The following is a 20,299-nucleotide window of genomic DNA, read 5'->3' as shown; positions in this document are numbered from 1 at the left end:
CGAGGAACTTTCTCAAGTATAATAAGGCTAGTTTTGGAGGGCAGGGAAAGTATAAAGATAAGAGAGGTTAGCGGAATGAATATGAAGCATCCAAACAGGGACGATCGTAGGCCGACAGGTAAACAAGTCGAAGCAACCCAGATGGACATCATGAAGGTTTTACTGCAATGCGGAATCGACCCGGAGCGTTGGAACCATTTCGTATCCTCCGTCAACAACAAGCGTCCTTGACATGATAGACAACCATGGAATGGAGGGAATTCAAGACACAAAAAAAGCCCAGAAGCCAGAGATGTTATCTCTCGGGAACTGGGTCCTCTTTTCGGGTTTAGTCCATGCTGCGTTCCATTCGGACAAACGCAATAAAACGACGTGCCTCTTCTTCTGTTAAGGACTTCCCATCAATCATCAGATCAAAGCGTTCTAACACTTCTTTGTCCGATAACTCCAAGGTATCCACGAATTCACGTACGTCTTCATCCATCACAACATCACTTTGCTTTGTACGTCCTATAAGATAATCAATAGACACCTCAAAGATGTCAGCAAGTCTCGTTAACACTTCGAAATCCGGTTTGCGACGGTTCTTCTCGTAGTGGGAGAGAGCAGCTCTGGTAATATGAATGGAGCTCGCAAGTTCTTCTTGAGTAAGTCCCCGCTGTTCCCGTAATTCAGCAATGCGATTTCCGTAGCTCATAAGCTATTTCCCCCTGAACGACATCAAATATATATTGAAACAATCCTGAGCCAAGTGTTTGATCAGGGCAGCTTTCCTGCAAAAGAGTAACTCCTCATGGGTTCCCTTTAACCCATTTCCATTTGTAAATAGGTCTGTCTAAGGACATCTCAAATTGTCGTAAATCAAAAGAACCATGTCCAAATACCGCTTGACATGATACGTTTTGTATCGTAAATTGGACGTATGGAGTTACAAAATGTATCATTTGGGATATTTTAAGTATCTCCTTGTTGCCTGGACCATATACCTGTGAGAAGGAAGTAGAGGCAGTCCATGTAGGCTAATCCATTCTAAAGGAATGAAACCATGTATTCAATAATTCAGGAATGGGCTGATATGAAATTAAATGTCCATATGTACATTCAGGAGTTTCATGGGAAAATGGTAGACCGCAAAAGACGCCCTGTTCTGTTACTTGGAATGGACACGCAAGCAATCACCTTCCTGAGCGACCTGAACTTGCCAGTAACATCAGAAATGCTCATTGGTTTGGATGTTGAAGATCAACATGTATGTGTACGACTTCACGCAAGGTTGCAATGGAAACAGCCCTTCGGTGAGCTCACAATGTATCATTCGAACTTGCATATTCAGCACGAACAGAAACTATATATAACTGGACAGTTAAACACAATGCTTACTGAAGTTCAGTTTCCCGCGGTTTCCCGTTTTCAGTATGAAAAGGCAACAGAACAAAAGGCTCTGCAGGAACCCTATCATTACATTGATTTCACCATATAATTCCAAGTCGATTCTTAACATTTTCTGAACAAAACATGTACTTAACGCCATTTTACTATATTTCATAGCGTTATGCATTAGTTCTTTAACACCAAAAGCATTTGCGCAATGAATAAAGGGGCGAGGGGGCTCATACTATTTCAGGAAGTTTGGATATGGTTGAAATGCACTGCCACATATTATCCGGCCTAGATGATGGTCCTGTTCGAATGGAGCAGTCCGTTGCAATGGCTGAAAAGGCGGCAGCCTCAGGAATTACCTCCATTATTGCTACTCCGCATCACCTGAACGGGCAATACAACAATGAACCGATGGTGGTCAATCAGGCCGTGAACCTGCTTCACGCAGAACTTCGCAATCGCAACATTCGCCTGGAGATCCGTCCCGGACAGGAGATCAGGGTGCATGACAACCTGATTGGAGACTTATATGCAGGAAAGTGCTGCACACTCGCCGGAAGTCGTTACATGTTGCTGGAACTTCCCTTTGGTCATATTCCCTCACAGTTCCCCAGGATACTGCATGAATTACGAATAGCGGGAATTACCCCTATTATTGCTCATCCGGAACGCAATCGTGTCATTTTGAAGAAGCCAAGGTTGTTGGCTGATTACTTGAGTCAAGGCGGACTATGTCAGCTCACAGCTCAATCTTTCACTGGGCTTTTCGGACGGAAAGTTCGGCAGTGGTGTTTTCATTTTTGCAAAGAAAACGGGTTTCATTTCATTTCATCAGATGCACATGATACGTGCACAAGGACATTTGCCATAAGTGAAGGAGAGCGGGTCATCGAGCGTCGATTTGGAGCTGAAGCCGTTAAGCGGCTGGCAGAGAATGCGTCGCACATTCTATCGAATTCGTGTCTGGTTACAGAACGCTGGAAACCTCGCAAATGGCTACTGTCCATCTGGTAGTTACATAGGATAGATCACAACGTATAGGAGGAATGAAAGTGGAACTGAAAGGATATTTTCGACTTTTACAAAAGAAACTGTGGTTGATTGTTGCAATTGCTTTGATAGCCGGTGTGGGTGCAGGGGTCAAAAGCATTTTCTTCACCCAGCCCATCTATGAAGCAAGTTCCAAACTAATTGTGAACCAGACCTCTAACGTTCAAGGCCAGGCAATGATGGACTTCAGCATGATTCAAACCAATATCAAACTCATTAACTCTTACAGAGAAATTATTAAATCTTCCGCCATTATGGATAAAGTTGCTACTACGTATCCAGACCTGGGCTTAACCTCTGCTCAGCTCATGAATAGCACCTCCGTCTCTACAGCCAGCGAATCCCAAGTGATGAGCATAACTGTACAAGGGACTACCTACGAAAAAGCCGCAAAAACGGTCAATGCCATCTCCAACGTGTTCCAATCTCAAATTCCCCTGATTATGAAAATCGATAATGTAGCTATCCTCAGTGAAGCAAAAGTGGATAGTAACGCATCTCCAATCAATATGAAAACCACATTAAGCATCATTGTCAGTCTGTTCGCAGGTCTTGTGCTCGCGATTGCACTTGTATTCCTGATGGATTATCTGGATGACACATTCAAATCCGAAACTGAACTTGAAAAAGAGCTGGGCCTGCCTGTGCTTACGGTTATATCCAAAATGAAAAAAGACGATCTGAAAAATACGAAAAATTACGTATCTCAACAGAAAGTGGGGGATGGCAAATATGTCGCGGCTAACCAATGAAAATAACAGTCTGGTGACCTATTTTAACTCCAAATCTCAAATCTCGGAGGGATACCGTAAATTACGGACGAACATCCAGTTCTCCTCGATCGACAGTCATATCAAAAAAATCATGGTAGCTTCCGCTGAATCCGGCGAAGGCAAGACCACAACCATTAGCAACCTGGCGGTGACCTATGCCCAGGAAGGCAAAAAAGTTCTGTTGATCGATGCGGATCTGCGTAACCCTTCCTTGCACCAGGTGTTTTCCGTGCCCAATCATATCGGTCTTAGTAGTGTGCTGTCTAATCAGTACAGTGTGGAAGAAGTGCTCAGAGAGAGTTATATCGACAATCTCCAGTTGTTCACTTCTGGCCCAATTCCGCCCAATCCTTCCGAGATGATCGGTTCCAACCGAATGAAAAGGCTGATGGAGAAGTTAGAGGATCAATATGATGTCATCATGTTTGATACACCGCCGGTGCTCGCGGTAACGGATGCACTCATTGTGAGTTCGCTGTGTGATGGTGTGCTGCTGGTCGTGAACTCGGGCAAGGTCAAGAAGGAACTGGTGAAGAAGACCAAGGCTGCTCTGGAGCATGTGAATGCACGGATCCTGGGCGCAATCCTGAACAATATCAAAAACGTTGCAGTTCCGGTGGGCTACGGAGAGAAGTAAACCTTCCATCCAATGCTCCCAAGTAAACAGGTAATGTCTACTGCACCTTTATCACTGTAGGCACTCGGTCATGCTGTGGGTTCAATGAACCTTAGACGTTAATCGTCGAAGGTATGACGTGAGGACGGGTTAGATGCCCTGGTTCAACTTTTATCAAACTAAAAAAAAAAGAGGATAGGGTGGTATTTATGAAAAAAGTGAGAAAAGCAATCATTCCTGCAGCTGGACTAGGTACACGATTTTTGCCAGCCACAAAAGCGATGCCCAAAGAAATGCTCCCTATTGTGGACAAACCAACCATACAGTATATCGTTGAGGAAGCCATTGCCTCTGGAATCGAAGACATCATCATTGTAACGGGTAAAGGGAAGCGGGCAATTGAAGATCATTTCGACAACGCTTTTGAATTGGAACATAACTTGCTGGAAAAAGGGAAGCTGGGCCTGCTTGAAGAGGTTCGCAAATCCTCTAATGTGGATATCCACTACATAAGACAAAAAGAGGCCAAAGGACTTGGTCATGCTGTCTGGTGTGCACGTAACTTTATCGGTGACGAACCTTTTGCCGTGTTGCTCGGAGATGACATCGTCGTATCGGAAGTGCCATGCACCAAACAATTGATTGATCAATATGATCAGGTTCAACATTCCATTGTTGGCGTACAAACCGTACTTGCTGAACAAACAGACAGATACGGCATTGTAGACCCGCTTCAATCGGATGGCCGTTTGACAGAGGTTCTCAGGTTCGTAGAGAAACCTGCCCAAGGCACAGCGCCTTCCAACCTGGCGATTATGGGGAGATACGTACTGAGTCCAGAGATTTTCGAACATCTGGAGCAACAAGAGATTGGTCAAGGGGGAGAGATTCAATTAACAGATGCGATTCAGCGCTTAAATGAGACACAAGGAGTGTATGCTTACGATTTCGAGGGAGTACGTTATGACGTGGGCGAGAAACTGGGATTCATTTTGACAACCATCGACTTCGCTCTGCAAAAGCAGGAACTTAGAATTCCAATGCTGCAAGCTCTGCAACTGATTCTGGAAAAAGAGTCGGTAGAACATGCGGCCGGGGGGGAGTTTGAATGAGTCCATCTCCCCAATCGAAGGAAGCGGAGATTGTTATGGACCCAAGTCTGGGGTACAATGCATCAACGATGTCAGGACAAAATGCGGATAAAGTGTATCTATTTATGAAAAGAATGCTCGATTTGCTGGGTTCTTTCATAGGTTTGATCATTTTGTGCCCCTTGTTTGCGGTCATCGGATTACTGATCAAAATCGAGGCCCCGCAGGGGTCTGTTTTTTTTCGTCAGGTACGGGTCGGACAGAATGGAAAAGAGTTCCATATGTACAAATTCAGGTCTATGGTTGCGAATGCAGAAGATCTGCTGGAACAGCTGATTGATCAGAATGAAGTGAACGGGAATATGTTCAAAATGAAAAATGATCCCCGCATTACCCGGATTGGCAAGTTCATTCGGAAAACCAGTCTGGATGAGTTGCCACAGTTGTGGAACGTGTTCAGAGGAGAGATGAGTCTCGTTGGACCCAGACCGGCTCTGCCCAGAGAAGTGAAGAACTACACTTCCTATGACAGACAACGTCTTCAGATGATCCCGGGATGTACGGGATTATGGCAAGTCAGCGGTCGAAATAGTGTTGGTTTTGAGGAAATGGTGGAGCTGGATCTGACGTATGCCCGTGAGCGCAGCATGATGGTGGATATCAAAATTATCTTCAGAACGTTCAAGGTGCTGGTAGGTTCGAAGGATGCGTTTTGAAACACGATTCTGGCTTTGAGGTGGCATAGCGGATATGCAAAAGACCGGTATACTTGCTACATTGAATATGAAGTCGTTTAATATCATTCTTTTTTCGCTGGTAATTGTCTTCGCAGCAATCTATCTTCCACTAGTCTCGGTTGTTGCACTTATAGCTGTGATTCTGCTGGGCGTTTATATTAAACAGCCCAGCTGGATTTTTATGATTCTCATCGTCAGTTTTTCATTGTCCATTGATAAAATATTTAGCATTCATCTGGCAGGACTGGATTCGCTGTCCTTCTACAAGCTGGCGATTCTGGGTTTTGTCATTTCTCTTTTTTTACGCTTTGGTATTCGAAAAGATCTGATATATCCTGCACTGGCGATTGGGTTTTTATTTGTGGAGAGTTATTTTCTATCTGATCTGCCCAGTAAGGTTAGTCCGCTCGATCCATTCAAGGCCTTTCTAGGAGTAATTGTTCCCTTTTTGTTGCTGATGCCCCATTTTTCAAAAGAGATCAGTCAACGAATTATACGTGTACTCGCATGGTTGCCACTGTTCAGTCTTGCTGGTGGTTATATTCTGCAACTCGCTGGCATATTGTCCATTACTAACCTGGAGATGTCGGGCGTAACCCGGTTACAGGGAGCTAACATCGCCGCGCATCTGGCCATGTTGTGTTTTATCTCGATCTGCGTCTGTCTGATTCAGATCAAGCAAGGCCATCAGGTTGTTCTGTATTACATGCTCACCTTGACACATCTGGTCATTCTGGTCCAGACGGGAACAAGGGGGCCGCTGATTGCGCTTATTCCGATTATTCTGGTCTATCTTTTTGATCAACTAAAAGCCTTCATCAAAGGCAGAGTCAGTGCGATTATTCCTCTCATTCTGTTTGTTGTCGCTGTGGCCTATATGGTGATTGCGCAATGGGACAATTATGAGATGAGGTCAGAGAGCAAAGGCTTGTCGGGAAGGGATGTAGCCTGGAATTATTTTATTGGCAAAGCAAATGAGTATCCGATATTTGGACGTGGACTCGGCTCAACTCTTGTAGCGAATGATGGAAGTATCTTTTCTGGCTTCGTTGTTCCGCATAATGAATACATTCGTTTTTATTACGATGGCGGGTTAGTTGGAGCCATCCTGTTGTTTCTATCACTGCTTCTGGTGTTCCGGGCCGTGTACTTCCGGTTGAGCGGCATGATCCGGTTGTATTTTGCCGGTATGATTATCGGTTTCCTGACCTATTCCTTTTTTGACAATACCCTGTCCACGGTTCATCTGATTGCTCCATTCTGTATCTTCCTGAATGCATTATATGCTACGGGAAATGGAGTCCATTCCAAGTCAGGGGCTGAAGCAGAAGTGGATATACAGGTACAGCGAGCCAAGGACGTATCCTTTTCAAAGGAGATTAGAACATGAAGGTCTGTTTGATCAGTTCTACAGGCGGTCATTTTGATGAATTAACCAAAATTATTCCTGCGGTTGAAGAACATGATTATTTCCTGATTACCGAGAAGAACAAAAGCAGAAAAGTAGAATCGTCTCAGGGCAAAGTATACTTCTTAATGCAGCAAGAGCGTAAGAATGCGATGTTTTTGCTGATTTTTATGGCTAACATTTTCAAATCATTCTTTTTATATCTGCGCGAGCGTCCAAAGGTAATCATTACGACAGGGGCAGGGGCCACATATCCTTTTTGCCTCATCGGTAAAATCTTCGGTGCCAAGCTGATTTATATCGAAAGTTATGCCAAAATCTATTCCTCCAGCGCAACCGGGAGATTGATGTACAAAATCTCGGATGAGTTCTTCATCCAATGGGAAACATTGCAGGATAGCTATCCCAATGCAAAATACAGGGGGGCTTTATTTTGATATTTGCTATCGTTGGAACCCAGCGTTTTTCCTTCAATCGGATGTTTGAGCTTATTGATGAGGCGATTGAGGCAGGAATTATTGAAGAAGAGGTTATTGCCCAATCCGGATATACCGAGTATCAGCCGCGAAATTTCACTGCGATTCCTTTCCTTACCCAGGAAGAGATTAATGAATATGTGGAGCGCAGCAGATGCATTATTTCTCATGCGGGTGTGGGCTCCATTACAAATTGTCTTGAACGTGGCAAGCCGGTTATTGTCATTCCACGCCGGAAAGAATGGGGCGAGCATGTGGATGACCATCAGCTTGAAATCTCCAAGGTTTTTCAGGAAAACGGCTATGTGGCCGTCGCGGAGAGTCAGGCTGAATTGCAAAAGCTGGTTCCTTGCATAGAGGAGCTGACGTTCCAGCCCTATGTGAGAAAACAGTCTGATCTGATCTCATCCATTAAAAATTACGTGAACAGTCTATAAGAGATATGAAGATTAACCATGAAAAAAGGAGTCTATCATGAAACCAAAAGTATTGGTTGTTGGATCATCCTTGAAGGATATGGGTGGAATTGTGAGTGTCATCAAAAACATTGAGGATTCCTCCATCTCGGAAATGTATGCCATGCAGCGGGTCGAAACGTATATCACGGGCAGCGTGTTCTCACGGCTGCTTATTTTTATACGGGGATTCATGCAATTCTGGATGAAGCTGTACACGTTCAAGCCGGATATCGTGCATATTCATATGGCGAACAACGGGAGCTTTTATCGGAAGTCTCTATTTCTGCTAACCGCACGAAAGTTGTTTCGAAAGTCAGTTATTCTGCATATTCATGCGGCCAGCTTTGATGATTTCTACAATCAATTTGCTCTGCAGCGCAAGTATTGTCACTACATTCTGAATCAGGCTGATAAGTTGATTGTCTTGTCCCAGACGTGGAAAGAATACTTTGCTACGATTGTGCCGGAAACAGCCATTGAGGTGCTCTATAACGGGGTCTTTGTTAAAGAACCGTTTGTAAGAGAACAACAAACAGCCGTTAATGCTCTCTTCATGGGCAGACTCGGTGAGCGAAAAGGAGTCTACGATCTGCTTCAGTCTATTCAGCAATTGAAGGCGCTAGGCGTTACAGCTACCTTTAATCTGGCAGGGGATGGCGAAGTCGAAGAAGTCAAAGCAATCGTGCAGCAGTATGGAATAGAGGATCGTGTCAATGTACTCGGCTGGATTAACGGAGAGCAAAAGGAAAAGCTGATGCGGGAAGCGGATCTACTGGTCCTGCCTTCTTATCATGAGGGATTACCTATGGCCATACTTGAAGCAATGAATTGTGGCTTGCCCATTATATCGACCACCGTCGGAGGCATCCCCGAAGTGATTACATCCGGTCATAATGGGCTGTTAATCGAGCCGGGAGATGTGCACGGGCTGACATCAGCGCTGGAATATCTCATCACGGATGAAGAGGTTAGAGCAAGAATGGGTTCACATAACAGAGAGATTATATCGGATAAGTTCGATATGAATCTTCTCGTAGGCAGATTGTCAGGAATATATGATGCACTTCAAGTGAAGGTATCCTAGTGAACAGGAAAAGGTGATGAAATGAACCCCTTGGTATCTTGCATCATTACGACCCATAACCGGGCCGAGTTATTGAAAAATGCGTTGAGAAGTGTACGTGAGCAAACACATCCGTATCTGGAGATTTTCATTGTGGATGATGGTTCAGAAGATCAGACGCCAGAGATCTGTCAGGCTTGGGCCCGGGACGATTCACGGATTCGATACATCCGGGTTCCATATCCCAAAGGAGCCAACCATGCACGGAATGTAGGGATATCCCAAGCCAATGGCAAGTACATTGCCTTCCTGGATGATGATGATGAATGGATGCCTGACAAAATAAAAACCCAGGCGGAAGTGCTGGAACGAAAACAGGAATCATTCACCTTCTGCAGCAAGTATCTCGCATACACGAATGAGCAGCATCAGGTGGTCAAACGGAAATTGTCGGTAGAACCTCGCGATGTTATTCGGTATGAGGATCTGCTTACATTCAACTGGATCGGGGAAACGTCCAAAATCATGGTACTTACCTCACTCGCCCGTGAAGTTCGATTCGATGAAAATCTGACATCCGCTCAGGATTATGACTTTTATCTGCGTATATTGAAACGAGGCTACATCGCCGTGAATGTGAAAGAACCGCTGGTGGATATCAACATCCATAGTGGTCCACGAATCTCAACCTCTACAACGGCCAAGTACAAGGGCCAACGCAAGATTATTTTGAAATACTACAATGATATGTCCAAGGAACAGAAGCGCCGTCAGTTACACCATTATCGAATGCTCGAATGGTCGAGAAATACACTTCGTAATAACGTTTATTTGAAAAAAGCACTATCGCTGTATCCTTGGTGGAAAGATTGGGTGCTGCTCAAGCGTAATACCAAAATCATGGTGCAAGGATTTCTAATGAGATTTCATGCAAGGCGCGCAGTTGGAACGTATACAGAGGAACCTGTGCGAATGAAACTAAAGTAAGAGGTGCCTGGATGGAAAATCCGACGGTGTATATGCTGCCCAAGATGATTGAGAACAATAAATTCAATGAGCTGTTATCCGATTCCATTGAGAACAAGGGATGGGAAGTGAAACAGTTTACCAAAAGAGATCTACTCAAACTGAAAAAAAATGATGTGCTGCATTTTCATTGGCCCAGCTTCTATTACAGAGGTTCTTCCGTGCTGACAACAGTGATCAAATCGATTCTATATGTATTGATGATTTGTTTTGCACGCTTGCGAGGGGCCAAATTGTTCTGGACGGTGCACAACATCTGGCCACACAACAGCGGCAAGACGCGGTTCGATTACTGGATGAGAAAAATACTGGTCCAAAATTGCTCCAAGCTGATTGTCATGGGTAAACCCTTGATCTCTGAGATCTGTTCGACGTTTGGGATTGATTCCAGCCGGATCGAGGTTATTCCGCATGGACATTACAAGGGAGTGTATCAGGGGAAAGGCGTGAATATCCGCTCCCGGTTTGGCATCCCGGAGGATAGTTATGTGTATGCGTTCTTCGGTCAGGTCTCGCCTTACAAAGGCGTGGATGATTTGCTGGAGGCATTCAAGGATCTGGATTCCGAACAAGCCCACCTGTTGATTGCTGGCAAAAAGGTAAAGGATTATGACCTTGGAGATGAATTTCTCGAGAGTGGACATATTCATACCCATTTTCATTTCATCGAAGATGATGAATATTCGGACTATTTTGATGCAGTAGATTCGATCATTCTTCCATACAAGCAAATTGCGACTTCAGGCAGTGCAATTCTGGCATTGACCTTCTGTAAACCGGTGGTGGCACCACGGATTGGCTTGTTGGAGGAATACCTGCCCGAAGATTGTGCGGTACTCTATGAACCTTCCGATCCGGATGGATTACTCAAGGCAATGAATATGATCCGGTTAAAACAATCGGAGTTTCAGGAAGGCAGTGGTTTTGTCAAAGCGTTGGAGCGGCTGGATTGGCCAGTGATTGCCCAAAGGACACTTACCCTGTACTCCAGTTAGTACAGATGAGAGAGTGGACCTAATTGAAAAATATGGGGATGAAATGATGAAAGTAACCGTCGCGATCTGTACGTATAACCGTGCACAGGATGCGGTAGAGGCTATACGAAGTGCAATACAACAGAATTACGCAAGCAGCGACTATGAGATCATACTCATTGATAACAATTCGAAAGACAACACACGGGAAATCGTGCTCCAAACCATCTTGCAGCATGAGAACCATTCGATCCGTTATGTGTTGGAAGAAAAGCAAGGCTTGTCTGTAGCCCGTAACCGGGCCATTCACGAGGCGCGCGGCGAGTATATCCTGTTCCTTGACGATGATGCCTTTGCTTGCAAGGATTGGATTCGCCAGATCGTTAGCGTCTTTGAAATGAATGAAAATATCGGTTGTGTCGGTGGCAAGATTGACCCGATCTGGGAAGTGCCTGAGCCAATGTGGATTCCACCGGAGAACAGGTCGCTGTTCACCATTCTGGATTTTGCAGATGAAGTCACTGAAATGAAAAGTCCTTATATTCCATTTGGTGCCAATGTGGCCTTTCGTTTATCCGTCTTTGATCAACTGGCTCCCTTCCGTGAAGATCTTGGAAGAGTGGGGAACAACCTCCTCTCCAGTGAAGAGAGTGAGTTGATTGCAAGAATACGGACAAAGTTCAAGGTATATTACACGCCGTATGGCGCGGTACAACATAAAGTAGCCAAAGAGCGAACGACGAAGAACTGGTTTCTGCGCAGAATCTATTGGCAAGGTGTGAGTGATGCCATTCGGGATCAGGATCGTGGTGTTGTGCGTACGGCCAAACATGGCATCAAGCTTGCACAGGGGATCACAACCTCACTGATCTACATTTATAATGCAGATCGGTTCACACGTCAGCTTGCCAAAGTATGTTACCGAAACGGCATGATTGTTGGGTCGCTTCGTCAAAACAGTAAGGGATGAGGATCGCTATGGCGCAAGTTGCACTTCGCAAAGTATTCAGAGGAAACGGCTTAATGAGTGCCATATTTCAGACAAGTGGAACCAATCTGCTGGTCATGACACTGACGATGTTGTCTTCCATTTTGACGTCACGCATGTTCGGTGTAGAGGGAAAGGGCGCATTCTCGGCCATCCTGTTCTGGCCAGCGCTCTTAACCGGATTGGTCGGATTTGGACTACCCACTTCTATCATTTATAACATCAAACAGAGCGCAACCGAGAAGAGTGCACAGTATGTTCGGTTAAGTTTTCTTTTTCAAGTTCCGGTGTGCATCATCATTGGTATTGTGGCCTGGTTTGGATTACCCTTCTGGCTCTCCAGCTTTCCGCCGGAGGTCGTGCAGATATCCAGATGGTATACGATTGCTACCGTTCCTGTACTTATTGTCATCAATCTCATATCAGCCCTCTCGCAGAGTCGGGAGAAATTCGCTGTATATAATGGTATCCGGTTAATGATCCCCCTGTTTAATGTAGGCGGGCTTTTTGTGTTATGGGGCCTGGGCATGCTGAGCATTCAGCTCGCGGCTGCGATCTATTTTGTGACCAGCTTCTCCGTGGTGGCGTGGGCTATCTATGCCAACCGTGATGAATTGAGACTGAGATGGTTCAAGGATCGGGTGGACCAGAGTTCGGCCAAGAAACTTTTTGGTTATGGCAGCAAGGTGTATGGTGTTGAATTGTTAGGAACGCTGTATACCCAGTTTGATAAAATCATTATTTTGGCTTTGCTCACCCCGCGTGATTTTGGACTGTATTCCGTCGTATTTGCGTTATCCCGAATCTACAATGCAGTTCAGACGGCGATTAGCAATGTTGTTTTTCCAAAAGTGACCGGATTGCCCCAAGAGCAGATTATTCGAACAGTTGGCAGAGCCTTCCGCATCTCGCTCATGGTCATGATGATCATTGTAATACCCACCATGTTTGTGGGGAACTACCTGATGGGACTTCTGTTTGGCTCCGAATTCCTGGAAGCGAGTGTAGCGTTTTATATTTTGGCTGTGGAATGCATCATTGGTGGTGGCTCCTGGATTCTGGCATCCGCATTTAATGCACTTGGTCGGCCAGGGCTTGTGATGATCAGACAGCTCATTGCACTCTCGGTGACGGTGGCTTTGTTCTTTGTGTTCACCCCGCTGTGGGGGCTCAACGGAATTGCAATTGCCTTATTGATCGGGTCCATTGTACGAATGGTAGTCACTGTGGCCGCGATGAAGATTGTATTTAAGGTGAAGTTTGCCGCCATGTTCTATGACAAGGAAGATCTGCCGTTTCTCTATGAACGGTTAAATAAAAAAAGAAGAAGAGTTACCCAAGGAGGAGATGGAGATGCTGGGCACTAACAATATTCATCCAATGGAAGAGTTGAAGGGACATTTGCGTCAGATTTTGAAGGTTATTCCACCGCGTACCGAAATTTATTATCTGGATTACCCGGTTCATAGTAACGGTGGCGACTTGTTGATTATGAAAGGTACTGAGGCTTTCTTCCGGGACAATGATATTCATGTACGTGCCAGATACAGCATTCTGGATTGCCCTTTGTCTCTCAAGGTACCGGATGGTATCACGATTGTGTTGCACGGGGGAGGTAACTTTGGTGATCTGTACCCTGCCCATCAGAAATTGAGAGAACGTATGATTGCCCAGCATCCGAATCACCGGATTGTCATTCTGCCTCAGACGATGTTTTACAAGAGTGATATTGAATTGAAAAAGACAGCCCAAGTATTCAATCGTCATAAGGATGTGCACTTTTTTGTCCGGGATACCTTATCTTATGAGATAGCCAGCAAAGAATTTCAACAAACCAATGTGTATCTATCTCCGGATATGGCGCATCAATTGTGGCCTCTTAAGTCCAAGAGCAAGCCTAGTGCAGAGATGTTGTATTTCTTCCGTAAAGACATTGAGAAAACTCAGAATCAGGTGCATTACGAATCCGTCAGTGGACCCAAGGCCACGTTTAAAGACTGGGAGACATTGTACAACCGGGTAGACCGGAAGATCATTCGCATGATTACATCCCGGTTAAAGTCAGGGAAAGGCAGCTCTTTTGCCCGCTGGTTGTGGTACAAATACTCTGATCGGATGGTACATACGGCCATTAAGGAATTCAATCAATACCAGACCATCACGACATCCCGTCTGCATGGACATATTCTGGCCTGTCTCCTGGATCAACCGAACATCCTGCTGGATAATTCATACGGCAAGAATTCGAATTATTATGCAGCTTGGACCAAGAGCAATCCGGCAGGCAGACTGGAATCCAATCAGACCAGCACATATAACAAGCCAACCGAGACCGGCAAGGGAGCAAGTACGGTTGTGCTGTCGGATGGTGCAGTCCTATGAGAAGTATTCTGTTATCCGGTGGTTCTGGCAAGCGTCTCTGGCCGTTATCCAACGATTCCAGATCCAAGCAATTTCTTAAAGTTCTTCATGGGCCAGAGGGAAATCCGGAATCTATGGTACAGCGGGTATGGCGACAGCTGAATCATGCCGGACTTGCATCAGAGGCTCTTATCGCGACCAGTTTGCCACAGGTGGAGATTCTGACTTCTCAGCTGGGAGACGATGTCAGACTGATTGTGGAGCCTGAGCGCAGAGATACGTTTCCTGCCATTGCACTCGCAGCCTCCTATCTGTATTCCGTAGAGAGTGTGAGTCTGAATGAGACAATTGCAGTGTTGCCTGTAGATCCCTTTGTTGAAAAAGAATTCTTCGAAGTGCTGGCAACCTTACCGGAGATGCTTGATAAGTCTGGTGCTGATCTGGCCTTGATGGGAGTTGTGCCGACGTACCCGTCAGAGAAGTATGGATACATCATTCCGCAATCCCTATCTTCCAGTGAAAATAACAATGAATACGTGAATGTAGCGAAGTTCCAGGAGAAACCCTGCGAATCCGATGCGGTCCTCATGATTGAGCAGTCCGCATTATGGAATTGCGGGGTTTTTGCTTTTAAGCTGGGTTATTTGATCAATCTGCTGATTGAGATGGAATTACCGATCCAGTATGACGAGATGCTGAAGCAATACGGCAGATTGAACAAGATCAGTTTTGATTACCAGGTTGTCGAGAAGGCAAATCAGATTATCGCTATTCCGTATAACGGCTTCTGGAAAGATCTGGGCACGTGGAACACACTCACGGAAGAGATGGGAAGCTCGGTTGTAGGAAAAGGGTGGATTACGGGAGATTCCCTGAATACGCACCTGGTCAATGAATTGAACATTCCGGTTGCCATATTGGGATTGTCGGATGTGGTGGTCGCCGTGAGTCCGGATGGCATTCTGGTCAGTGACAAAGAAGCCAGCCCACGGATCAAGGAAATCTTGAAGAATGAGGATCAACGCCCCATGTATGAGGAGCGCAGGTGGGGGTGCTACCGGGTTCTGGATTACACAAGAAACGAAGCTGGCGGCGAGGTTCTCACCAAACGAATCTGCATCAGTGCCGGGAAAAACCTGAGTTATCAATACCATTTGCTTCGCAATGAGGTATGGACGGTTGTATCGGGAACAGGGGAATTGATTCTGGATGGACAGAGCCGAATGATCGGGCAAGGAGATACGGTGATCATTGACCGGAGTATGCTTCATTCCGTCAGAGCCGTTACGGAACTGGAGATCATTGAAGTACAGATCGGCAGCCAGCTGATTGAGGAAGATATCGTTAGAGTGTCTACCGAATGGCAGGACATTGTTCAGACATATGTGAAGCACGCGTAACCAACACATTAGAACATGGGGGAGATTATGGAATGAATATTACGGTGATTGGCACAGGGTATGTGGGTTTGGTATCGGGCGTATGTTTTTCGGAACTGGGAAATAACGTGATCTGTGTCGACAACAATGTGGAAAAAGTGAATATGTTAATGGACGGTCATGTTCCGATCTATGAACCGGGTCTGAAGGATATCATGAATGCCAATATGAAAGCAGGAAGGCTGTCCTTCACCACCAACATTCAGGATGCTATCAGTCGTTCGGATATCATCATTATCGCGGTGGGTACGCCATCCCTGCCTAATGGCGAAGCAAATCTGAGCTTTATTGAGCTTGTCGCGCGAGAAATAGGTTCTTATATGGATAATTATAAAATAATAATGACTAAAAGCACTGTTCCTGTCGGAACCAACGATCGTATTCAGGAATGGATCAGCAGTCTGACGAATCATCCATTCGACATGGCATCGGTACCGGAGTTCCTGCGAGAAGGTACCGCTGTCCAGGATACGCTCTATCCTGACCGGATAGTCATTGGGACACATAGTGAGCGGGCAGTCGCCACGTTGAAAGAGCTGCATCAGCCATTAACCGATCAGATTATTGTTACGGATATTCGCTCGGCCGAAATGATTAAATATGCATCCAACGCTTTCCTGGCAACCAAGATCTCATTTATCAACGAAATCTCTAACATCTGTGAAAAAGTAGGAGCAGATGTCAGTCGTGTTGCCGAAGGCATGGGCTATGACAGACGAATCGGTGCCTCCTTTCTCAAGGCAGGCATTGGTTACGGAGGTTCCTGTTTCCCTAAGGATACACAGGCTCTGATTCAAATTGCAGGTAATGTGGATTATGACTTCAAACTGCTGAAGTCCGTGGTGGAAGTAAACAAAGATCAACGCTTCAACGTCATTCGTAAACTGGAAGACGCACTAGGCTCACTCGAAGGGAAGGAGATTGCGATCTGGGGGCTCGCTTTCAAACCGGATACCGATGACGTTCGTGATGCTCCGGCGATTGAGATCATTCAGCGTTTGCTTGAGCAGGGAGCAGTGATTCGGGCGTATGACCCCATCGCTACCGAGAACTTCCGCAAAGAGGTGGATTCCCCATCCATTACGTGGGAAGAGCGTGCCATGAAAGCGGCGGAAGGTGCTGATGCACTCTGCGTTCTGACGGAATGGAAAGAGTTCATGGAGGTTAACCTGACTGATTTGGCAGCACATATGAATCAACCCATCCTGATTGATGGAAGAAACATCTACGGAGAAGATCAGATTAAAGATACATCCTTCCAATACTACTCCGTTGGTCGTCCAGGTCTAACCAATATCGATGGAAGAAAAACGGCAGTCATCTGACGGAGGCCATAACATGAGACGCGGGATCAAAATAACATTAGGTGCCATTTCCCTTGTTGCAGTTGTTATGATTGGATATTCTGTGTATCTGTATTCGCATGTTAAATCAGCGGCGGATCAAATGTATGAACCCCGGGAACCCATCAAGCAGGTATCTATTGTAGACCAGCGGGGTGGGGGAGATTTCCCTGTGGACATGGAGAAGGAAGAACCTTTTAATGCTTTGATTCTGGGTGTGGATGAACGTTCCAATGATCGGGGGCGCTCCGACACCATGATTGTATTAAGTGTTAATCCTGCGAAACAATCCGCACTTATGTTTAACATCCCCCGAGATACCAGAACAAATATTGTTGGTCACGGCACGGAGGATAAGATCAACCATGCCTATGCTTTTGGGGGCGTTAACATGTCTGTGCAAACGGTGGAACAATTGCTTGACGTTCCCATACATTACTACATGAAAGTGAATATGGAGGGCTTTGCACAAGTCATCGACATGGTGGGTGGAGTGAATGTGAATAACCCGTTTGCATTTGACTATGAGGGTTACCGGTTCGAGCAAGGGAATATTCATCTGGATGGTGAAGCGGCTTTGGGATTTTCGCGGATGCGTTATGATGATCCGAAGGGAGATCTCGGGCGGAATGACCGTCAGCGGGAGATCATCAAACAAGTGCTGAAGAATACGGTCCAGGTATCCAACGTGTTGCAACTGGAGACGTTGCTGGACGAAGTCAGTGCTCACGTCAGAACCGACGTTACCTTTGATGAGATGAAGCAGATGTTCTCCAATTATCGTTCGGTACTGGACCATATTGAATCCGTTGAGATTAAAGGCACGGGCAAGAAAATAGACGGAGTGTATTACTATATCGTGGAACAGTCGGAACGAGACAGGATACATCAGATGATTGAAGAACATTCAAAATGATCGGATAGGGCGGTGAACCAGATGCGTATCTCCAGGCTAATGAAATTGTCCCTGATTGTGCTACTCATGTATATGCTCATGATACCGGCAAGTACAAATTATGTTCAATCAGCTCAAAACTATCAATGGAATAATATACCTATTGGTGGTGGGGGGTACGTTACGGGGGTGGTCATTCATCCGACTGAGCCTGATCTGGTTTACGCTCGAACTGACGTTGGAGGAGCTTACCGACTGGATGTAACTTCAGGAGATTGGGTTCCACTACTGGATCATTTTGGAGATGAGGACAGCAATCTGTACGGCGTGGATGGAATTGCGCTGGATCAGCAAAACCCCAATGTTGTGTATATCGCTGCTGGGAAGTACGGGAACGTGGGGCCGAGTGATATTCTGAAATCCACAGACCGAGGAGAAACCTGGATTCGAACCGGACTTAATCTTCGGAATGAATCAAATGGAAATATCCATCGAGCCATGGGAGAGAGCATCGCGGTTAATCCCACGAACTCCAATTACCTGCACGTGGGTACACGATATGATGGATTGTATACTTCCAGTGATGGTGCAGCAACGTGGAGCAAGGTATGGGATGTACCGAGCGGGCTGTCCGGTGAGGGAATTCGGAGTGTAGCTTATGGATTGAATCCCGTGACGAAGCAAGGTCAAGTTGTGTATGCGGGGGTTCGCGGTATTGGTGTGTATAGCAAAGCACCGAGAAGCAATGGGCAGACCACCTGGCAACTTACCGGAAGAAGTCCCGAATATCCTGCACGTATGACTGTGGCGAAGAACGGGACGTTGTATGTGACCACGGATAATCAGGGCGTCTACAAGTTCAATGGTGTGCAGTGGACGAATATAACACCCAGCTCCAGTTACTCATCTTATTATGGAATTACGATTGATCCCAATAATGATAATCACATCCTCGCCGCCGTTCGAACAGGCGGAGATAATCTGCCACTGTATCGTTCCGTTAATGGCGGACAGAGTTGGACAACAGTGAGCAAAACACTGGTATCCAAACCGTCATGGTGGACACCCAACATGTTTTTCTCAGCAACATCCAGTATCAAGTTTGATCCGCATAATCCGGGCACCGTATACGCTACAGACTGGTTTGGCGTGTACAAGACTGAAAATATCAATGGTACCAATGGATTGACTGGGAGTACAGCGAGTACTTGGGAAGCCATCACCGATGGACATGAAGAAGTCGTCGCACTCACGGCATCCACACCACCTCAGGGTGTTTCATTCTTTAGTGGTTTAACAGACCAGATCGGATTTAGACATGAGAATGTATCCGATGTTCCTCTCAATAAAATCCCGCTCGCGGGTATGCGAGAAATTGTAAGTATTGACTATCATGAAGCAAATCCGAATTACATGATATTTCTGGGAAGTAGCGACTGGTATGGTACGACCACACGTTTATTTGTCTCTTCCAATAACGGAGTTACCGTAACTCCAATGAATGTTCCGGCTGGCTCCAAACTGGGGAGGGTCGCCTACTCGGCCATCAATCCAAATGTAATTGTTTATTACCCCCAGACCGGTAATCCGGTCAGAAGCACGAATCGTGGCGCAACATGGCAAAATATGAATGGTGCCCCTTTTCAGGCCATCGGGGGGAATATGGTCTTTGCCTATAATCATCCACTGGCTGCCGATCGCATCAATGGATATAAATTTTATATGTATGCTGCTGGTTATCTGTATCGCTCAACGGATGCAGGTGCCAACTGGTCCAAAGCCAATGCGGTTCGCCTTCCTGTTAATACGGATATAAATACAAGCTCCATTAAAGTCGAGGCTGCACCTGGTGTGGCGAATGCCGTATGGGTAAGTTTGGGAACTGATGGACTATATGCATCGACGAACTCAGGAAATACATTTTCCAAGATTCAGAGCGTACAGAATTCCAAATTATTTGCCTTTGGAAAGGCTCAGCCAGGCAAATTGGTTCCAGCCGTCTATGTATATGGGACCGTAAATAATGTGAATGGATTCTTCCGTTCAGATGATATGGGGGTAACCTGGAACAATATAGGTCCTTTAGGTGCTGGAATCGGGCTTGGTAATGAACCGCAAATTATGGCGGCAGACCGTCAAATCTATGGTCAGGTATATGTAGGTACGAATGGCAGAGGAATGTATGTAGGTTCATTAGAATAAAGAAAGAGATATGAAAGTG

General features: G+C 45.7%; 21 protein-coding genes. 20 read left to right on the top strand and 1 reads right to left on the bottom strand.

The genetic code is table 11. The features are described from left to right. Positions 1-75: 75 nt before the first annotated feature. Positions 76-231, top strand: a complete 156-nt coding sequence (locus tag AC6CIF_RS10540) for a hypothetical protein (RefSeq protein WP_017690128.1) — start codon at positions 76-78, stop codon at positions 229-231. Positions 232-328: 97 nt separating this feature from the next. On the opposite strand, the gene AC6CIF_RS10535 is transcribed toward AC6CIF_RS10540, so the two are convergent. Then, a complete protein-coding gene (locus tag AC6CIF_RS10535; RefSeq protein WP_017690127.1) occupies positions 329-697 on the bottom strand; it encodes a helix-turn-helix domain-containing protein in 369 nt (122 codons plus the stop codon). A gap of 378 nt (positions 698-1,075) precedes the next feature. Between AC6CIF_RS10535 and AC6CIF_RS10530 the strand changes: the two genes are divergently transcribed. The 19 genes from AC6CIF_RS10530 to AC6CIF_RS10440 all read left to right on the top strand — a co-directional run bounded on the left by AC6CIF_RS10530 (position 1,076) and on the right by AC6CIF_RS10440 (position 20,280). Beyond that, positions 1,076-1,480, top strand: coding sequence for a hypothetical protein (locus tag AC6CIF_RS10530; protein WP_498199525.1), 405 nt, complete (start codon positions 1,076-1,078; stop codon positions 1,478-1,480). A gap of 155 nt (positions 1,481-1,635) precedes the next feature. Then, positions 1,636-2,394: a tyrosine-protein phosphatase gene (locus tag AC6CIF_RS10525; protein ID WP_498199523.1), complete on the top strand. Its 759-nt coding sequence runs from the start codon at positions 1,636-1,638 to the stop codon at positions 2,392-2,394. A gap of 38 nt (positions 2,395-2,432) precedes the next feature. Beyond that, on the top strand, positions 2,433-3,182 hold the full coding sequence (locus tag AC6CIF_RS10520; protein ID WP_036611336.1) for a YveK family protein: 750 nt from the start codon (positions 2,433-2,435) through the stop codon (positions 3,180-3,182). Next, entirely contained in the window at positions 3,163-3,840 is a 678-nt protein-coding gene (locus tag AC6CIF_RS10515) for a CpsD/CapB family tyrosine-protein kinase (protein WP_498199521.1), read from the top strand. Before AC6CIF_RS10520 ends, AC6CIF_RS10515 begins: the two co-directional genes overlap by 20 nt. Before the next feature lie 188 nt (positions 3,841-4,028). Beyond that, positions 4,029-4,931 (top strand): UTP--glucose-1-phosphate uridylyltransferase GalU, encoded by a 903-nt coding sequence (gene galU, locus AC6CIF_RS10510; protein WP_498199519.1) that lies wholly within the window; start codon positions 4,029-4,031, stop codon positions 4,929-4,931. Then, on the top strand, positions 4,928-5,626 hold the full coding sequence (locus tag AC6CIF_RS10505; protein WP_036611331.1) for a sugar transferase: 699 nt from the start codon (positions 4,928-4,930) through the stop codon (positions 5,624-5,626). Before galU ends, AC6CIF_RS10505 begins: the two co-directional genes overlap by 4 nt. Before the next feature lie 34 nt (positions 5,627-5,660). Beyond that, positions 5,661-7,037: an O-antigen ligase family protein gene (locus tag AC6CIF_RS10500; protein WP_498199518.1), complete on the top strand. Its 1,377-nt coding sequence runs from the start codon at positions 5,661-5,663 to the stop codon at positions 7,035-7,037. After that, positions 7,034-7,492, top strand: a complete 459-nt coding sequence (gene pssD, locus AC6CIF_RS10495) for a PssD/Cps14F family polysaccharide biosynthesis glycosyltransferase (protein WP_498199516.1) — start codon at positions 7,034-7,036, stop codon at positions 7,490-7,492. Before AC6CIF_RS10500 ends, pssD begins: the two co-directional genes overlap by 4 nt. Beyond that, positions 7,489-7,968: a PssE/Cps14G family polysaccharide biosynthesis glycosyltransferase gene (pssE, locus tag AC6CIF_RS10490; RefSeq protein WP_498199515.1), complete on the top strand. Its 480-nt coding sequence runs from the start codon at positions 7,489-7,491 to the stop codon at positions 7,966-7,968. The genes pssD and pssE overlap by 4 nt, the downstream gene beginning before the upstream one ends. 37 nt (positions 7,969-8,005) lie before the next feature. Beyond that, complete coding sequence (locus AC6CIF_RS10485; RefSeq protein WP_340032141.1) at positions 8,006-9,073, top strand: glycosyltransferase family 4 protein; 1,068 nt, start codon at positions 8,006-8,008, stop codon at positions 9,071-9,073. A 21-nt stretch (positions 9,074-9,094) separates the two neighbouring features. Then, positions 9,095-10,039, top strand: a complete 945-nt coding sequence (locus AC6CIF_RS10480; protein ID WP_498199513.1) for a glycosyltransferase family 2 protein — start codon at positions 9,095-9,097, stop codon at positions 10,037-10,039. Positions 10,040-10,050: 11 nt separating this feature from the next. Further along, positions 10,051-11,073: a glycosyltransferase gene (locus AC6CIF_RS10475; RefSeq protein ID WP_498199511.1), complete on the top strand. Its 1,023-nt coding sequence runs from the start codon at positions 10,051-10,053 to the stop codon at positions 11,071-11,073. Between the two features lie 43 nt (positions 11,074-11,116). After that, entirely contained in the window at positions 11,117-12,022 is a 906-nt protein-coding gene (locus AC6CIF_RS10470) for a glycosyltransferase (protein WP_498199510.1), read from the top strand. Between the two features lie 8 nt (positions 12,023-12,030). Then, positions 12,031-13,407, top strand: coding sequence for a lipopolysaccharide biosynthesis protein (locus AC6CIF_RS10465; RefSeq protein WP_498199508.1), 1,377 nt, complete (start codon positions 12,031-12,033; stop codon positions 13,405-13,407). Further along, a complete protein-coding gene (locus AC6CIF_RS10460; protein ID WP_498199506.1) occupies positions 13,394-14,422 on the top strand; it encodes a polysaccharide pyruvyl transferase family protein in 1,029 nt (342 codons plus the stop codon). Before AC6CIF_RS10465 ends, AC6CIF_RS10460 begins: the two co-directional genes overlap by 14 nt. Then, the gene (locus AC6CIF_RS10455) at positions 14,419-15,801 is read left to right on the top strand and encodes a sugar phosphate nucleotidyltransferase (RefSeq protein WP_498199504.1); all 1,383 of its coding nucleotides are present in this window, start codon (positions 14,419-14,421) and stop codon (positions 15,799-15,801) included. The genes AC6CIF_RS10460 and AC6CIF_RS10455 overlap by 4 nt, the downstream gene beginning before the upstream one ends. Positions 15,802-15,833: 32 nt before the next feature. Next, entirely contained in the window at positions 15,834-17,165 is a 1,332-nt protein-coding gene (locus tag AC6CIF_RS10450) for a UDP-glucose dehydrogenase family protein (protein WP_047841972.1), read from the top strand. A 13-nt stretch (positions 17,166-17,178) separates the two neighbouring features. Next, the gene (locus tag AC6CIF_RS10445; protein ID WP_498199502.1) at positions 17,179-18,099 is read left to right on the top strand and encodes an LCP family glycopolymer transferase; all 921 of its coding nucleotides are present in this window, start codon (positions 17,179-17,181) and stop codon (positions 18,097-18,099) included. Positions 18,100-18,120: 21 nt separating this feature from the next. After that, positions 18,121-20,280 carry a WD40/YVTN/BNR-like repeat-containing protein gene (locus tag AC6CIF_RS10440; protein ID WP_498199500.1) on the top strand — a complete coding sequence of 720 codons (2,160 nt, stop codon included), beginning with the start codon at positions 18,121-18,123 and terminating at the stop codon, positions 20,278-20,280. Positions 20,281-20,299: the final 19 nt, after the last annotated feature.

This window comes from Paenibacillus sp. GQ49, assembly GCF_059759055.1.
Note: the sequence above shows the minus strand (reverse complement) of the source record. Positions and strands in the feature narration are given on the sequence as shown.

Bases quoted from the DNA above. Each gene is read 5' to 3' on its own strand.
- AC6CIF_RS10540 (WP_017690128.1), top strand. From the start codon at position 76: ATGAATATGAAGCATCCAAACAGGGACGATCGTAGGCCGACAGGTAAA.
- AC6CIF_RS10535 (WP_017690127.1), bottom strand. From the start codon at position 697: ATGAGCTACGGAAATCGCATTGCTGAATTACGGGAACAGCGGGGACTT.
- AC6CIF_RS10530 (WP_498199525.1), top strand. From the start codon at position 1,076: ATGAAATTAAATGTCCATATGTACATTCAGGAGTTTCATGGGAAAATG.
- AC6CIF_RS10525 (WP_498199523.1), top strand. From the start codon at position 1,636: ATGGTTGAAATGCACTGCCACATATTATCCGGCCTAGATGATGGTCCT.
- AC6CIF_RS10515 (WP_498199521.1), top strand. From the start codon at position 3,163: ATGTCGCGGCTAACCAATGAAAATAACAGTCTGGTGACCTATTTTAAC.
- galU (WP_498199519.1), top strand. From the start codon at position 4,029: ATGAAAAAAGTGAGAAAAGCAATCATTCCTGCAGCTGGACTAGGTACA.
- AC6CIF_RS10505 (WP_036611331.1), top strand. From the start codon at position 4,928: ATGAGTCCATCTCCCCAATCGAAGGAAGCGGAGATTGTTATGGACCCA.
- AC6CIF_RS10500 (WP_498199518.1), top strand. From the start codon at position 5,661: ATGCAAAAGACCGGTATACTTGCTACATTGAATATGAAGTCGTTTAAT.
- pssD (WP_498199516.1), top strand. From the start codon at position 7,034: ATGAAGGTCTGTTTGATCAGTTCTACAGGCGGTCATTTTGATGAATTA.
- AC6CIF_RS10485 (WP_340032141.1), top strand. From the start codon at position 8,006: ATGAAACCAAAAGTATTGGTTGTTGGATCATCCTTGAAGGATATGGGT.
- AC6CIF_RS10480 (WP_498199513.1), top strand. From the start codon at position 9,095: ATGAACCCCTTGGTATCTTGCATCATTACGACCCATAACCGGGCCGAG.
- AC6CIF_RS10475 (WP_498199511.1), top strand. From the start codon at position 10,051: ATGGAAAATCCGACGGTGTATATGCTGCCCAAGATGATTGAGAACAAT.
- AC6CIF_RS10470 (WP_498199510.1), top strand. From the start codon at position 11,117: ATGATGAAAGTAACCGTCGCGATCTGTACGTATAACCGTGCACAGGAT.
- AC6CIF_RS10465 (WP_498199508.1), top strand. From the start codon at position 12,031: ATGGCGCAAGTTGCACTTCGCAAAGTATTCAGAGGAAACGGCTTAATG.
- AC6CIF_RS10460 (WP_498199506.1), top strand. From the start codon at position 13,394: ATGCTGGGCACTAACAATATTCATCCAATGGAAGAGTTGAAGGGACAT.
- AC6CIF_RS10455 (WP_498199504.1), top strand. From the start codon at position 14,419: ATGAGAAGTATTCTGTTATCCGGTGGTTCTGGCAAGCGTCTCTGGCCG.
- AC6CIF_RS10450 (WP_047841972.1), top strand. From the start codon at position 15,834: ATGAATATTACGGTGATTGGCACAGGGTATGTGGGTTTGGTATCGGGC.
- AC6CIF_RS10445 (WP_498199502.1), top strand. From the start codon at position 17,179: ATGAGACGCGGGATCAAAATAACATTAGGTGCCATTTCCCTTGTTGCA.
- AC6CIF_RS10440 (WP_498199500.1), top strand. From the start codon at position 18,121: ATGCGTATCTCCAGGCTAATGAAATTGTCCCTGATTGTGCTACTCATG.